Source organism: Hymenobacter nitidus (genome assembly GCF_020447315.1).
Taxonomy (GTDB): domain Bacteria; phylum Bacteroidota; class Bacteroidia; order Cytophagales; family Hymenobacteraceae; genus Hymenobacter; species Hymenobacter nitidus.
This window is the reverse complement of sequence record NZ_JAJADQ010000013.1, coordinates 143830-157741: the sequence shown is the minus strand read 5'-3', so window position 1 is coordinate 157741 and position 13912 is coordinate 143830. Positions and strand designations below refer to the sequence as shown.

Below are 13912 nucleotides of genomic sequence, written 5' to 3'. Positions count from 1 at the left end.
CCGCTGGCCCAGTGGCAGTCATTAGCAGCGTGGCCACGACCGCACCAGCCGGTGGCCTTGCGGTTGGTGTCAGCGGCGCCGGTTAGTAGTTCACCGGTTGTTTCCGGGCCACAGTCGGCCCCGGGAGTGCGGCTTGCTCTGCGGCAGGATGCGCAGCTGCCGGAATGGCAAACCGGATATTTCTGGCCCAGCTTGCCTGGCTGGCACTTTATTAGTCGCGACAAGCAGCCAGCCCAGACCTTTTATGTTTTTGCACCCCAGCAATGGTCCCGGATTGAGCAGGAGCTGCGACTTCAGGCGGCACAGCCGTGGCAGGTCAAAACAGCGGTGCGGCCCATAGCCAATCCGATTAGGACTTCCCAGGCTTACCCCGCCACTTGGTTTTTTCTCGTGTTTTTGCTGGCAGCCGGGTTGTTGTGGCTGGAAGAAAAGCTTTAGTCCGCGGGGTTAATAGCGAATATCGGGATGACCATTAAGCAGCGTGTCTTCCGTATCTCCTACCCGGTAGTCGCCAACGCTATACACCGCAGCAGCCTTATTATCAGCGGGACGCGCAGCCGTAGCCCGGCCGGCGGGGGTAGCGGTAGTTTTTTCCGGCAACCCGGGCGGCACAGCTAGACTATCGTCTTGAGTAGTATAATTAGACAAGGCAAACAAATAATACTTGGGAAAATGCAGTTGCAAATATTGCATTTAAAATGCTAAATATTTAACCCTTCTATTATTTATATTTTTACTGGCTAGCACGAAAATGCAACGGCCCGACTTTCCAAGGGAAAATCGGGCCGTTGGCAGAATACATGCCGGCCGAAGCCGACGTATAATTACTGCTGGGTCGTGGTCGTGGTCGAAGCCTCGGTGGTGGTAGCAGCGCCCGTGGTGTCGGTCGATACAGTCGTGGTGCTAGCCGAATCCGTAGTGGTGGTAGCAGCGTCCGTAGCAGCAGCATCCGTAGCAGGAGCTTCAACAGTCGTGGTTTCGGTGGTTTCGGTCGTCTTCGACTCGCAAGAAGCCAGCGTGGTAGCGAATACGAGAGCCAGGGCAGAAACCTTCAGGAGATTCTTCATTTTGGTGTTACGTTTGAAAAAATTTAGTCTGAAAAACGCCCTTCATACCAGCATTTCAAGAAGGTAACCCGACAGTAGAAAAAAAATATTTATGGGTTACCAAAAGCCTGGTAAGGTATTAACCAACAAAGCGAATGGGTAAGGGCATTCCTACCTACACCGATGAGGAGTTCGTGGCGGCTATCCGCCGCGGCGACGACCGGGCGCTGGCTCAGCTCTACCGCCTGCACCTTCCCATGGTCTCGCACTACGTTCTGCAAAACAGTGGAACCGAAGACGAGGCCAAGGATGTGTACCAGGAGGGTATCATGGTATTCTACGAGAAAGTACGCGACGGCTCCCTGGAGCTGAGCTGCCAGATCAAGACCTACCTGTATGCGGTGTGCCGGCGGCTGTGGCTCAAGCGGCTCGCCGAGAAAACCCGCTTCGGCGGCCGCCTCGACGACCATGAGCCCTACCTGGAAACCGGCGCCGAGGCCGATTTGGCTTTAGCCGAGGAGCGCGACAAGCGCTTCGCGACGATGAGCGAGGCCCTAGAACGCGTGGGAGAGCCCTGCCGCTCGCTTTTAGAAGGTTTTTACCTGCTGGATAAGTCTATGCAGCAGCTTACGGCGGAGTTTGGCTATACCAATGCCGACAACGCCAAGAATCAGAAATATAAGTGCCTGGTGCGCCTGAAAAAGCTGTTCTTCTCCCACTACAAGGAGGAAGAATCATTTTGACAGGCGGGCCTATCCCGGCAGAGCACCCACTCTGCACAAGACTATGAAAACGGAAGCCGACTATTACGCCTTATTTGAAGCCTACCGCAGCGGCGGGCTCTCGGTACCGGCCCGCACCGACCTGGAGCGGCGCCTGGCTGCGGACCCTGACTTTGCCCAGCGCTTCGCCGATTTCACCGACCTCACCGACACGCTGCAGGGCTACGGCGAGCGGCTGGCTACGCGCCGCAAGCTGCACGCCATTCAGGCCGACATAGATGCCGAGGCGGCGGTACGGCTGGAAGGTGAAACCGTGGAAACGGGCAACCCCACCATGCCGCACATGTACATTTCGCCCGTGGAGCGCAAGCTGCGCGAGTTTTGGGGAGCGCACCGGGCCACGGCCATGGTAGCCGCTTCGGTGGCTGTGCTGGCGGTGTTTGCCACGCTGCTCGGCCTGGAGTGGTGGCGTACTGCCCAGCAGCGGCCCTCTCTTTATGGCTACACGGTGCTGCGCCGGGAAGTAGAGCGCATCAAGCAAACCCAGAAGGCTATGAACCGCGCCATCAACCAGATTGATGGCACTAAACCGGAAGGAGAGTTGAACCCCGGCAAATTCAGTGGCACCGGCTTTGCCCTCACCGCCGATGGCTACCTGGTGACCAGCTACCACGTGATTCAGGGGGCCGACTCGCTGCTGATTGAAAGCCGTGACCGGCAGCGCTTCCGCGCTGAGCCTGTCTTTACCGATATTGCCCACGACTTGGCCATTCTGCGCATCACGGACCGCAAGTTCAGCGGTTTTGGTCGTCTGCCTTACTCCTTCAAGCGCGGCACGGCCGACTTAGGTGAGAAGGTATTCACCCTGGGCTACCCCCGAGAGGATGTGGTATTCGGGGAAGGCTCCCTGAGTGCCCGCTCGGGATTCGAAGGCGACACGGCTTTCTACCAGATTTCGATTCCGGTGAACCCTGGCAACAGTGGCGGCCCGCTGCTCGACGACCGTGGCAACCTGATTGGCATCATCAGTGGGCGGCAGATGGACATGCAGAGCGCGGCTTTTGCCACCAAATCATCGTACCTGATGCGCCTGGTTGACTCGCTCTCGGCAGCGGGCACGACTCAGCCCTACAACATGCCGCGCACCAACCTGATGGCCGGTACCTCGCGCCGCCAGCAAATCCGCAAGCTGCAGGACTACGTGTTTGTGGTGAAGGTGTACGAATAGAGCTTTCTCACATTGAAGAAACCATGAAAGGCCCCGCTGACACAGCGGGGCCTTTTTCGTGGCTTCCGGATGCTTATCAATTTGCAATCTGATGCTGCCTTAGAAAAAAGGCGCGGTGCCCGGCTTGGTGAAGCTCGACAACACGCCCCGGGCTTGCCAATAAATGTTTGGAGACGGTGGAAAAAAGCGCAGCCACCCCGCGGCTTTTTGCGTACAGGCTTGTCGGTGGCTTGCCACCAATACTGTACCGACACCTTCCACCAACACCTACTCTTCCGCTATGGAATCGCAGATTGAAGAACAATTGGAGAAAATTATGCCCGAGGATCTGGCCCGTACATTCGAAAGCGCCTACCATGTGCTTGTACAAGGCGACCATGATCATATCGACGACTTGCTGAAGCATGGCGGCACGCTCATCAAGAAGGCGGCGCAGCGCTTCACTCCCACGCAGCTTATCCTGGGCATTGCGGCGCTGGCAGCCGTAGCAGTGGTTGTAGTTAATCGTTCGATGGACAGTACGGACGACAGCGACGCTGAAGATGCTGGCACCTCGGCGGAACCCGTAAAGGAAAACAAGCCCAAAGCCAACGCTAACAAGGGTCCTCAGAATCCCGACAGCCACTAAGCTTTTCGCTTCCCAGATAAAGCCCCGCCAGGTTGGAGTCATCCATATCCGGCGGGGCTTTGTGTGTTCACATGATTATGTGGCTAAATTTTATTGCATTAAGCAAATATCATTGTCTAATATTGCAGCATCAAAATCATAAAACACCTGAACAAAATACCAAAGCTATGAAAGCAGTTTTCCTCTTCGTTCTGGCAGCCATGCTTACTTCCTTGCAGGCAGAGGCCACCTCTATGCCTACCGCTCCGGCGGCTTCTCAGGAAGCGTTAGTATCGGCTACAGATGAAAATAGCGCCGATTGGGGCCCATTCAAGCGTAAAAAATACAAGTATAAGAAGCGCCGAAAAGCCAGCAAGAATCGTCGGCAGCACCGCATGTTTGGCCGTTAGAATCATTCGCTACCTGCTCTTACCCGTCCTGCTTTCCAGCGTCAATCCTGGGAAGCAGGACATTTTTTTTGATTAATTTTATTTTAACTTGACTTTATCTAATAAAAAATCTATCATTGTTATACATAGCACCTTAGTTTATGTCATTCATTCTTAGCCCTCGGCACCTATGGCAACCTTGACTTTACTCCTACTAACGGCTTTTCTGACTACTGAATCTGCGGAAGCAATGGCGGCTTCTTCGGCTCCAGCCTCAACTTCGCTTCAAGTACAGGTGAGCGACGATGCCGGGCGCATTTTTAACCGGGATGCTTCCAAACGCCGGAAGCGTAAAAAGTCGCGGCCCGCGTATAAGCGGCTGGGCACTATGCCCGTGCCCAGCCCGCTACGGGCTGCTTAGGCCGCTGCTGGCACCAGCAGTTCCGGACTGTTGTTGGATGGAGAGTTTACCAGCGTGCTGACCACGTATTCCTGCATGAGATTGGCGGCATAGGGCTGCAGCAGGGCCTGGTGGGCAGTGGCGGTTTGGCCGTCGTCGAGCCAGCTCAGTTCAGCCTGCCGGTCCGGCAGAATGACGGGCATGCGGTTGTGCAGCGAGGCCATCAACTCATTGGGCTCGGTCGTGATAATGGTAAACGTGGGCACTACTTCCCCGGAAGTCCGGTCTACCCATTCATCCCAGAGGCCGGCAAAGGCAAAGGGCTGCTCGTTGCGCAGCAGAATACGGTGGGGCGTTTTCGGACCCTTGGCCACCGGAGCCGTTTGCTGCCACTCATAGAAGCTGTCGGCCAGCACCAAGCAGCGCCGCCGCTGCAGCAGCTGGCGGAAAGACGGCTTCTCGGGCAGTGTCTCGGCGCGGGCGTTGATGGGCTTGGGAGCCGCTTTCACGTCCTTGACCCAACCGGGTACCAGCCCCCACTGAAACAGTTGAATCCGGCCGGGTTCGGTATTGGTGATAATGGGCAGCTGCTGGGAAGGCGCCGCATTGTAGGTAGGCGGCAGCGCATCGGGGAAGTGCGCCCCGAACCGCTCTTCAATGACGGGAACCGGGGTAGTGAACGTGTAACGGCCGCACATAGCTGAAGCAGATAAAAGCAAAGCCCTGGCTTCGCGGTGGAGTGGTCTGGGGATTACGCCGCCCGGTTAGCGGAAGTTTCCTGCTGTCATCCGTAGCGGCGCTATTTCCGCAACAAAGAAAACTCGGTCAAAGCCCTTGCAAGGCAGGAGTTACCAGGCAATGACCCTGACATGAATGGGTGAGTAAACGTGAAGCGGGCCGTCAGCATCTCTGCTGACGGCCCGCTTGCTAGGTTTGAGTGGAGCTAGGGAAGTAATAAGTCCGCTTAGTTTCGCACCACTGGAAAGACCAGTTGAACAGCCTGGCCGCGCACCTGCAGCAAATAGGCTCCCGGGGCCAGCAGACGCATATCTAGGGGCTGCTCCTGGCCGCCGGTCACGGTATACTGCCGCAGCACCCGGCCAGTCAGATCGGTAAGCTGCACGGCAAACTCGCCGGCGGGCAAGCCCGTTAGATCCAAGGTGGCAGAACCGGCGCTGGGGTTGGGGTACACCGAAATGGCCAGCTTGCCGGCCGCTGCAAACTGCACGGTCCGGACGGGGCTAAAAGAGGTACTGCCATCCGTATCGATCTGGCGCAGACGGTAATAGATGGGCTGACGCGACCAGCGGGCGGCCTGCGCGTCGCGGTACTGGTAGCGGGAAGCAGCCGTGGTAGTGCCGTAGCCGGCCACAGTACCTACCCGCTGAAAAGTGGTGGCATCCAGGGAGCGTTCCACCTCGAAACGGTCGTTGTTTTTCTCTGATGCCGTGGTCCAGGAAAGCACGGCATCGGCTTGTTCGGCCTTGGCCGTGAAAGCCGACAGCTCGACGGGCAGCGGGGCACCTACCGCAGTGTTGAGGGAGGCACTATTGTTGGCTAGCGTCGGGTCGGGTACGGAAGAGGTTGCGGTGGCCAGGCTGGTGAGCGTAGCGGGCTGTGAGGCAGGCACCAGGAACGTCGCCGTATTCACGACCGGCAGGGCTCCGTTGGGCAGGGTATTGATGGTGGAAAACGTGACCCAGCCAGTGGCCGCGTCGTAGGTACCGCCGGGAGCAACCACCGCCGCCACGGGCAGGTTGGTGGGCACCTGCAGCCTGGGCACCACATTTAGCGCCGTAATTCCGCCCCGGTTGGCTGTCGTCATGGAATAAGTCACGACGGCACCGCGCAGCACGTTAATCGGCCCATTGATGGTAGCCGCGACATCGGCCCCCTGCACCGTCACGCGAATGTTGGCCGGGCTGGAGGTATAGTCGGCGCCCAGGATAGAGCGCATGGTGTAGGGAATCGTGACCTGGCCGGCGAAGGTGCCGGAGGGCGTGAAAGTGACAACCCCCGTCGCATTGACCTCAAACCGGCCTCTGCCCGCCACGTTGAACGTCGTTTGAATGCCCGCCGTGCTGGGGTCTAGGTCGACGGAAGCCACATCGATGCTGCTGCCGGGCGCTACGTCGTTGTTGAGAACCGGGATGGTCAGGGGAGCATTGTAGAGGGTGCTGACCACGTCGGTATTAGCAAACGGCACCTGCACGATGTTCAGGTTGCGGATTTCGTGAATGTTGGTGCTGCCGCCCGTAGAGCCCGAAAAACCCAGCCGCAAAGTCGGGGGCGGCGTCGGCACGAGAAAGTTGTCGATGGCCGTGCGCACCGAGTTGCCGTGCTGAATGCGCACCGATATGCGGTACGTGGTTTCGGTGCCGACCGTGGTGGGTACCACGTCGATGTAGGCGCGGCGGTAGTCCTCGGAGCCGGGTTGGGCACGCACCGTAGGCACGTCGAGGGAAAAGTCGAGGGCGCCGGGCTGGGTGCCGGTCAGGTAAGGGTAGTCGGTGGCGGCTGAACCGTCGCCGGCCCCGCGAATGGCAATGCCGTTGGGCACTTTCCCGGTAGCATCGGGGGTAGCGCTACCGCCCGAGCGGCCTTCCGCGCCGTTGGAATAGTTGCCAAACTCGTCGATACCAATCCCGATATAGCCTTTCGACACCCCGTCGGCGACTGGAGTGGCCGTTTTCTGAGCGTACCCCAGCGAGCCGCCCGAGGCGCCGATCCGGAAACCTGAGGCGGGCTGGTTGGCATCGACCAGAAAAACGCTGAAACCATCGGCGCCGGGGTTGGTACCACCATACGAGAAGAACTCGAAGGAGATGGTGAAGCCCGCCGACGAGGGAAATCCCACGTTGTCGATGGCATAGCCGGCCTGGTTGTTTACCGCATCGGTCAGGCGCAGATAGCCGCTCCCGACGGGGTCGGCGGTGCCACCGGTACCGGTGAGCTGGGCCACACCGCCGAAGGTGAAGTTCGAGGCCGTGTTTCCTTTAAAGGTTTCGTTGCGTGGAAACGCCGGTGCGGGGGCCTGGGCCTGCAGTGGGGAGGTAGAGAGCAACAGGCCGCCGGCCAGAGCCCATAAGCTTTTCTGCCACCGCTGCCAGGCAGTGCGGCCAGATGAAATAGTACAAATTGCTTGCATAGCGCATGAGTTGAAGATTGGACATGGAGCGGCGTATGCAATAGGTACACAATGAAACAAAAGTTTATCCGCAAAGGCAAAGGCCTATCCAATCATAATCTTCATTAAGTTCAAACCGCAAGCTATTTAATTGATCATGTCATGTTATTTTTTTAAATAGTTATATTATCAAATACATATCATTCTTCCAATGTAACACCCGCTTGTTCCTGCTCGTCCCAGCCGCTTCCACCTGCCCCGCTGGCTACTGTCGAAAGCGCACGGGTTACTGCTTAGTACAATTAACCCCAGCAGCTACGTGGCCACCTGGCACCCACCACGGCTTTATTCGGGCTGGGTAAGTGCTGTACCAAGCAACACTTTGGGCCTTTTTTGCATCCATTAGCCCATCATCTACCCCCACCCTGCTATGAATGCCTTGCGCATTGCGTCCCTTCTGCTGGGCGGCCTGCTGGCCACTCCCACGCTGGCCCAGGCCCAGAAGGCCCTGACCTACACCGTTGACATTGACCCCAAGACCGAGGACTTGTTTCAGGTGCAGCTGCAGGTGCCCAAGCTCGGCAAGGCGCAGAACATCTTTCAGTTTGCCGCCACGGCCCCCGGTACTTATCAGGTGATGGACATTGGCCGCTTCGTGCGCAAGTTTGAGGCCTTCGACGACAAGAATAAGCCCTTGGAAGTCAAGCAGGTTTCCGTGAATCAGTGGCAGCTGCAACAGCCCGAGAAAACCCGCGCCATCCGCTACACCATTGCCGAGACCTGGGATACGCCCGTGACGGAGCACCGCGTGTACCGCATGTGCGGCACCTCGCTGGAAGCCGACCACGCCCTGCTCAACGGGCAGGGCATTTTTGGCTACCTGCAAGGCTGGCAGGGCAAGCCGCTCCGCATCAAGCTCAACTACCCCGCCGACTGGAAAGTCGGGACGCCGCTGACGGCCGATGCGCAGGGTTACTACGCGGCCAAAAGCTACGACCACGCCGTCGATTCGCCTTTTCTGCTGGGCCGCCTGACCGAGGCCAAAACCAAGCTGGGCGACTCGGAGGTGGCCCTGTACTGCTACTCCAAAACCGACCAGGTGAAAGCCGAGCCCCTGCTGGGGTACATGCAACAGATGCTGACGGCAGCCCAGGCTTTTCTGGTGCAGCTGCCGGTGAAGCGCTACACCTTCCTTTACCACTTCGACGACCAGAGCAACGGCGCCTGGGAGCATTCCTACAGCTCGGAATATGTACTGCGCGAAGCGCCCCTGACGCCGGAATCGGCCAGCCAGATTACCAGCATTGCCGCGCACGAGTTTTTCCACGTCGTGACGCCGCTCAACATTCACTCCGAGATTATCGAGCAGTTTAACTTCGTGCAGCCCACCGGTTCCGAGCACTTGTGGCTGTACGAGGGCACTACGGAGTGGGCCGCGGGCATGATGAAGCTGCGCGGCGGTCTCGTACCGCTGGAGGAATACCTGCGGGAGATGTCGGGAAAAGTAGCCTACGACCGCACCCAAACCGACACCACCTACTCGCTCAGCAAGCTGGGCCTGAACTCGTTCAGCGACGAAGGGCAGCGGCAGTACGGCAACATCTACCAGCGCGGCGCCCTCACGGCCGCCCTGCTCGACCTGCGCCTGCTGGAGCTGAGCGGGGGCAAGCGGGGCCTGCGCGAGGTTATGAATGAGCTGACCAGGCGCTACGGCCCCGACAAGCCCTTCAACGAAAAGACGTTCTTCGCAGACTTCACCAAGCTTACCTACCCCGAAATCGGGGACTTCTTTGCCCGCTACGTACAGCAGGCCGAGCCGCTGCCCCTGCAGGACTACTACGCCAAAGTCGGGATTCGCTACTCGCCGGTGCTGCACACGGGCCGGCCGATAACGGTGCTGGGCGCCACCGACCCTAGTTTCCGATTTACGGGCAACAGCGTGAGCCTCGAGGCGGTGCCGGCCGCTCTGCAGGCCTGCGGCGCCGCTCCCGGCGACCAGCTGGTAGCAGTGGGCACCACCGCCGTAACGCCCGCCAACCTGAAGCAGGTACTAACAGAGCTTAAAGCCCGCAAGCCGGGGGAAGAATACGAGCTGACCCTGCGGCGGGAGGGCAGCGAAAAAAAGGTACGCTGCCGTCTTTCGGAGCAGGAGGCCGTACTGCGCTACCACTTTGCCGTGCTGCCCGACGCCACCCCGGCCCAGCTGGCATTGCGCCAGGCCTGGCTGAAAAACCTGTAACCGGGTTACGCTCTGTCTCCAAGCAAAAGCCCACTCTGCCGCCGCAGTCTGGGCTTTTGTGTATCCTTTCGCCAGGAAGTATGGTAAGCAGATTTCTCCGCCTTACTACTTAGCCCGATGAAAGCCACCCACCTGCTGACCGTTGAATCGAGCTTTGTGCTGACGGGCTTAGGCGTGCTGGTACGCGGCGCGGCAGCAGCGGAGGCATTCAGCCAATTCGACCGGCACACGGCCCTGGCAGTAGTGCTGGTGTTGGCCGACGGCCGCGAAATTCACACCGTAGCCAGCGTGGAGGAAATAACCCGCCCGGCCCCGACCAGCGGCATGCCCGCCCTGACCGAGCACGCGCTGCTACTGCAGCTACCCAAGCCGGTAGCACTGCCGCCCGGCACGGAAGTCAGGCTATCTGAGCAGCCTTCTACCGAAACTCAATTGCACCAAAAAGCCCCGCTCAACGACTGAGCGGGGCTTTTCAGTACGAATAGATTTCCGGTTACTTAATGGCCACCGGCAGCTCCAGGTTTTCCCAGCGCAGCACCAGACCGTCCTTCGTGACGTCGTATACCAGGCTTTCGGTCATGGCCGGGGCTTTGCGCGGAGTGGCCGTCACGCGCAGGGCATCCTGCTTTTCATCGTACTTGTAGGCTCCCCACTGCTTCGCGGTTTTGTTGAAGATAACCGTCCAGTCCTTCTCGGTTGGGATGGTGAACAAGGAGTAGGTACCGGCCGGCAGCTTTTTGCCCTGCACCATTACGTCTTTGCTGAACTCAACGGTGGTTGCCTCGTTGGCACCGGCCCGCCATACCTGGCCGTAGGGCACCAGGCTGCCATATATCGGCCGACCTTTCACGCTGGGGCTGCCGTACTTAACGGTAACCGTAGCCGCCCCGATTTTACCCGTAGCCGTAGCCGCGGGGCTGGCCGGAGCGGGCTTCGCGGCGGCAGTGGCGGCCGGAGCCGTCGTCTGGGCTTGGCTGAGCGAGGCGGAAAGCAAACCGGCCAGCAGCAGGGCCGTAGAGAAAAGCGTGCGGTAGTTTTTCATGGGAAAGGAGGGAAAAGAGAGTGGAGAATAAGCGCAAAACTGGGGGCAGAGCCCGGCACTGGTCAAAGTCACGCGGCAGGAGTGCTAAGTTGCTTCCGCTCAGGCAATATTAGCGTTTATCCAGAATGGCTTCAACCTGGCCGCTGGTCGTTTGCCGGCCGGGCCTCCACTACGGGAGCCGGCTGGGGCGTGCGCGACGGAGCCCCCGCGCCAGCCAGCCGCGGCCAGCCCGCGTGGTACTCCAGACGATCGAGCAGCAGGACACGCCGCGAATAGCCCTGCGCGTCGTCGATGGCGTCGAAGGTGGGCTGCTGCGGATCGATGGCGTGGTAGGCCAGCCAGTCCTGCCCGGCGGCATCGGTCACGATGCAGTTGTGCCCGGGGGCGCGCCAGTGGCGGTTGGTTTCCAGAATAATGCTGTGGCCCTGGCCCGTAGCCTGGGCCAGGGTTTCGAACGGGCCCGTGGCGTGGCGGGCCCGGGCCACCATCACGCCGTAGTGGGCATCGTCGCCGCAGCAGTTGTTGCCGGAGTAGAACAGGTAGTACCATCCGTCGCGCAGCACCACCCAGCTGCCTTCCAGCAAGCGCTGGTAGTTGTCGGGGTCCTCGTCGGGCACGGGCTGCACCAGCTCCCGGGCCGTGCTGCCTGGTACGAAGGAAATCCGGTCGGGGGCCAGCTCGCGCACCAGCAACGGCCCAAAGCCCGAGCCCCAGTACAGCAGCCGCTGGCCGGTGGCGGGGTCGTCGAAAGCCATGGGGTCGATGTTCAGAAAGCCCGGCCCGCACAGCAGCGGCTGCCCGATATCGGTGAACGGCCCGGCCGGCGAATCGGCCGTAGCCACGGCCAGGCAGTAGCCCGGGTCGTGGTCAGGCAGGGCCGAGTAGTACATGTAGTAGCGGCCCGCGTGCTCACTCACGTGCGGGGCCCAGAGCTTCTGGGTAGCCCGGGCCCAGCGCGGCTTCTGGGGCAAGGCATCGGCCAGCAGCTCCCAGTGTACCAGGTCGGCGGAGCGGGCCACCTGCATGTTGACAATCACGCCTTTGTACTTGGTTTGGGTGCCATAGGCATAGTACCAGCCATCGGCGGCGCGAATAATAGTAGGGTCCGGAAAGTCTTCGTCCAGGACGGGATTCTGGTAGGTGACGGCAGCAGACATAGGCAGAAGCGTTGAGCTAATGCATACGCAGTCAGGCCAAAAAGGCTCATAGCCCTACCCGGGCCCCGGCAGTCTGCCGCGCCGCCGTAAGTGGCCGGACCGGGAAACTCCACTACCTGTTTCGGGGCCGGCAACCACAGCGGCGTGCTATGTTGGCAGCTCCCGGCCCGGCCTGGAAAGAAACTTATTGGCGCGCCGCCGTGTCTACCCAGGCACCCAGGGTCCATTTTGAGGTTGGCAAAGTGCTTCTCTTTCTTGATCTTGCAAATCGTGCCAACCCGTTGGCGCGCGGGTTTCGCTCTTCTCGCTTCTTCACCTGCCTGCATCTATGAACCTTCTATCAATAGCTCTGCTGAGCACCGGGAGCAGCCTGCTGGGCGCCTGGCCGCTGCCCGCTGGCCCTTCCCCGGCCGCTACCTCCCTGGTGAGCGTGGTCGTTACGGACCTGCCCTCGACCAAGGCTACGGTGAAGCTGTACTTCTATAACGTGAAGGACAACTTCCTCAAGCGCGGCAGCTACACGCTGCTTAAGTACGTGAAACCCGCTGGCAGCAAACAGATTACCCTGCCTATCGACTTGCCCAATGGCGAGTGGGCGGTGGCCCTGACCCAGGATCTGAACAACAACGACCTGGTTGACAAGAACTTTCTGGGTATTCCCACCGAGCCTTACGCCTTTTCCAACAACGTGCGGCCCAAGCTCGCGCCTCCGGAATTTGAGGAATGCAAATTCACGGTCAGTGGCCCGAGTAAGGTGGTCACCATCTCCATGAAAAAGTAGCGGCACCCCACGCTGCTTGACCGGCAGCAATACAGAACGGCTCATTCGACCTTGGTCGATGGGCCTTTTTTTGTGCGTTGCGTGCCCCGCTTCCCCGGGCCGCAGGTACCGACAGCAGCCTTTACCCTTCTGCCAAAACTCCGGCCTCGGAGCCGCCAACTATGGCGGCAACAAGCGGCTACTACCGGCGCCGGACGTACGGTAAGGCTTCATAGATACAATATTTGGTAGAATTCCATTTTAATTTATAAATATTTTAACTGACCAGTATTGAATATGATGAGTTAATTAGGCAACTTACATAGCTGCCACTTTGCAAGGCGGCCCGTTGCTGCTCTTATCCTACCTCACCTATTGTCAACTCTAACCGCTGTTCTTATGCTTTAAACCCTACTGCACGCCATGTACTCGCCACTGGGGGCCGTATTGATTATCGCCCCACCCACTCTGTACCGGCACGGGCTGCTGCTCACGCTTCAGCAAACATGGCCGGACCTGGAATTCACGCTCACGGCCGATGCCTGCCAGGCCCCCGACTTGTTGCGTAGCCATGCCTACCGCCTGGTAGTCGTGGATGGGCTGCTGCCCGACCCGCCCCTGCCTCGGCTGCTGGAGTTGCTGCTGGTAGCGCGAACCAACCAGCCGCTGCTGTTGCTGGCGGGCCAGCGGCTGTCGGCTACGCTGCGTCACACGCTGCAGGCCGGGCAGCAGCTGGTAGCGTTGGTGCCCCGCCACTCGGCGCCCGAGGCTATCCTGCTCACCGTAGCGCAGCTACTGGACACCGGGCCCGCCCTGCCCCACCTCGACGACCTGGCGACCCGGCCCCACCACCGCAGTGGACCGCTCACGCCCTTCAGCCGCCGCGAGCTGGAGGTGCTACGCCTGGTAGTGGCCGACTGCTGCAACCAGGATATAGCCCAGCAGCTGAGTTTGAGCGTGCGCACGGTGGAAAGTCACCGCCGGGCTTTGCTGCAGAAAGCCGGAGCCCGCACCCTGGTAGGCTTGGCCGTGCAGGCCGTGCGCGAAGGCTGGATTGCGGCCTGATGCCGTGCTTCTGAATCGCACCAACCCAATTTTCTATTCTTATTCCCTTTTAGCAGGATACTTTGTGCGGGCCGCCTAGTACTATTGCAGTAGCCGCCGGTTGGCGCGCTTCTTCGTATCGTATTGGCTT

14 protein-coding genes and 1 pseudogene are annotated in these 13912 nt (G+C 59.6%); 9 read left to right on the top strand and 6 right to left on the bottom strand.

The features are described from left to right. A pseudogene (locus LGH70_RS20965) lies at positions 1 to 438 on the top strand (hypothetical protein); the annotation flags it as partial. Between the two features lie 9 nt (positions 439 to 447). Here the strand turns inward: LGH70_RS20965 and LGH70_RS20960 are convergent. Further along, entirely contained in the window at positions 448 to 693 is a 246-nt protein-coding gene (locus tag LGH70_RS20960) for a hypothetical protein (protein ID WP_226189734.1), read from the bottom strand. Positions 694 to 824: 131 nt separating this feature from the next. Beyond that, positions 825 to 1067 carry a hypothetical protein gene (locus LGH70_RS20955; RefSeq protein ID WP_226189733.1) on the bottom strand — a complete coding sequence of 81 codons (243 nt, stop codon included), beginning with the start codon at positions 1065 to 1067 and terminating at the stop codon, positions 825 to 827. Between the two features lie 134 nt (positions 1068 to 1201). Here LGH70_RS20955 and LGH70_RS20950 point away from each other — a divergent pair, with 134 nt between their 5' ends. The 4 genes from LGH70_RS20950 to LGH70_RS20935 all read left to right on the top strand — a co-directional run bounded on the left by LGH70_RS20950 (position 1202) and on the right by LGH70_RS20935 (position 4013). Continuing rightward, positions 1202 to 1789 (top strand): RNA polymerase sigma factor, encoded by a 588-nt coding sequence (locus LGH70_RS20950; RefSeq protein ID WP_226189732.1) that lies wholly within the window; start codon positions 1202 to 1204, stop codon positions 1787 to 1789. A 43-nt stretch (positions 1790 to 1832) separates the two neighbouring features. Next, positions 1833 to 2996, top strand: coding sequence for a S1C family serine protease (locus LGH70_RS20945; protein WP_226189730.1), 1164 nt, complete (start codon positions 1833 to 1835; stop codon positions 2994 to 2996). Positions 2997 to 3276: 280 nt separating this feature from the next. Then, complete coding sequence (locus LGH70_RS20940; protein WP_226189728.1) at positions 3277 to 3624, top strand: hypothetical protein; 348 nt, start codon at positions 3277 to 3279, stop codon at positions 3622 to 3624. Positions 3625 to 3695: 71 nt separating this feature from the next. After that, positions 3696 to 4013 carry a hypothetical protein gene (locus LGH70_RS20935; RefSeq protein ID WP_226189726.1) on the top strand — a complete coding sequence of 106 codons (318 nt, stop codon included), beginning with the start codon at positions 3696 to 3698 and terminating at the stop codon, positions 4011 to 4013. A gap of 396 nt (positions 4014 to 4409) precedes the next feature. Here LGH70_RS20935 and LGH70_RS20930 read toward each other — a convergent pair whose 3' ends face one another. Both LGH70_RS20930 and LGH70_RS20925 read right to left on the bottom strand, forming a co-directional pair. Beyond that, on the bottom strand, positions 4410 to 5090 hold the full coding sequence (locus tag LGH70_RS20930; protein WP_226189725.1) for an SOS response-associated peptidase: 681 nt from the start codon (positions 5088 to 5090) through the stop codon (positions 4410 to 4412). A 266-nt stretch (positions 5091 to 5356) separates the two neighbouring features. Next, positions 5357 to 7540 carry a T9SS type A sorting domain-containing protein gene (locus tag LGH70_RS20925; RefSeq protein WP_226189724.1) on the bottom strand — a complete coding sequence of 728 codons (2184 nt, stop codon included), beginning with the start codon at positions 7538 to 7540 and terminating at the stop codon, positions 5357 to 5359. A gap of 409 nt (positions 7541 to 7949) precedes the next feature. Here LGH70_RS20925 and LGH70_RS20920 point away from each other — a divergent pair, with 409 nt between their 5' ends. Together LGH70_RS20920 and LGH70_RS20915 are read left to right on the top strand one after the other, a co-directional pair. Next, on the top strand, positions 7950 to 9758 hold the full coding sequence (locus LGH70_RS20920; RefSeq protein WP_226189723.1) for a M61 family metallopeptidase: 1809 nt from the start codon (positions 7950 to 7952) through the stop codon (positions 9756 to 9758). A 117-nt stretch (positions 9759 to 9875) separates the two neighbouring features. After that, positions 9876 to 10220, top strand: coding sequence for a hypothetical protein (locus tag LGH70_RS20915; protein WP_226189722.1), 345 nt, complete (start codon positions 9876 to 9878; stop codon positions 10218 to 10220). Between the two features lie 31 nt (positions 10221 to 10251). On the opposite strand, the gene LGH70_RS20910 is transcribed toward LGH70_RS20915, so the two are convergent. Further along, positions 10252 to 10800: a DUF2911 domain-containing protein gene (locus LGH70_RS20910; RefSeq protein WP_226189721.1), complete on the bottom strand. Its 549-nt coding sequence runs from the start codon at positions 10798 to 10800 to the stop codon at positions 10252 to 10254. Positions 10801 to 10931: 131 nt separating this feature from the next. Beyond that, positions 10932 to 11957 carry a glycoside hydrolase family 43 protein gene (locus tag LGH70_RS20905; RefSeq protein ID WP_226189720.1) on the bottom strand — a complete coding sequence of 342 codons (1026 nt, stop codon included), beginning with the start codon at positions 11955 to 11957 and terminating at the stop codon, positions 10932 to 10934. Between the two features lie 328 nt (positions 11958 to 12285). On the opposite strand from LGH70_RS20905, the gene LGH70_RS20900 reads away from it, so the two are divergent. Beyond that, positions 12286 to 12738, top strand: coding sequence for a DUF2141 domain-containing protein (locus LGH70_RS20900; protein ID WP_226189719.1), 453 nt, complete (start codon positions 12286 to 12288; stop codon positions 12736 to 12738). Positions 12739 to 13140: 402 nt separating this feature from the next. After that, positions 13141 to 13782, top strand: coding sequence for a helix-turn-helix transcriptional regulator (locus LGH70_RS20895; protein ID WP_226189718.1), 642 nt, complete (start codon positions 13141 to 13143; stop codon positions 13780 to 13782). The last annotated feature ends 130 nt before the right edge of the window (positions 13783 to 13912 follow it).

Bases quoted from the DNA above. Each gene is read 5' to 3' on its own strand.
- LGH70_RS20900 (WP_226189719.1), top strand. From the start codon at position 12,286: ATGAACCTTCTATCAATAGCTCTGCTGAGCACCGGGAGCAGCCTGCTG.
- LGH70_RS20915 (WP_226189722.1), top strand. From the start codon at position 9,876: ATGAAAGCCACCCACCTGCTGACCGTTGAATCGAGCTTTGTGCTGACG.
- LGH70_RS20910 (WP_226189721.1), bottom strand. From the start codon at position 10,800: ATGAAAAACTACCGCACGCTTTTCTCTACGGCCCTGCTGCTGGCCGGT.
- LGH70_RS20925 (WP_226189724.1), bottom strand. From the start codon at position 7,540: ATGCAAGCAATTTGTACTATTTCATCTGGCCGCACTGCCTGGCAGCGG.
- LGH70_RS20905 (WP_226189720.1), bottom strand. From the start codon at position 11,957: ATGTCTGCTGCCGTCACCTACCAGAATCCCGTCCTGGACGAAGACTTT.
- LGH70_RS20920 (WP_226189723.1), top strand. From the start codon at position 7,950: ATGAATGCCTTGCGCATTGCGTCCCTTCTGCTGGGCGGCCTGCTGGCC.
- LGH70_RS20950 (WP_226189732.1), top strand. From the start codon at position 1,202: ATGGGTAAGGGCATTCCTACCTACACCGATGAGGAGTTCGTGGCGGCT.
- LGH70_RS20945 (WP_226189730.1), top strand. From the start codon at position 1,833: ATGAAAACGGAAGCCGACTATTACGCCTTATTTGAAGCCTACCGCAGC.
- LGH70_RS20960 (WP_226189734.1), bottom strand. From the start codon at position 693: ATGCAATATTTGCAACTGCATTTTCCCAAGTATTATTTGTTTGCCTTG.
- LGH70_RS20930 (WP_226189725.1), bottom strand. From the start codon at position 5,090: ATGTGCGGCCGTTACACGTTCACTACCCCGGTTCCCGTCATTGAAGAG.
- LGH70_RS20895 (WP_226189718.1), top strand. From the start codon at position 13,141: ATGTACTCGCCACTGGGGGCCGTATTGATTATCGCCCCACCCACTCTG.
- LGH70_RS20935 (WP_226189726.1), top strand. From the start codon at position 3,696: ATGATTATGTGGCTAAATTTTATTGCATTAAGCAAATATCATTGTCTA.
- LGH70_RS20940 (WP_226189728.1), top strand. From the start codon at position 3,277: ATGGAATCGCAGATTGAAGAACAATTGGAGAAAATTATGCCCGAGGAT.
- LGH70_RS20955 (WP_226189733.1), bottom strand. From the start codon at position 1,067: ATGAAGAATCTCCTGAAGGTTTCTGCCCTGGCTCTCGTATTCGCTACC.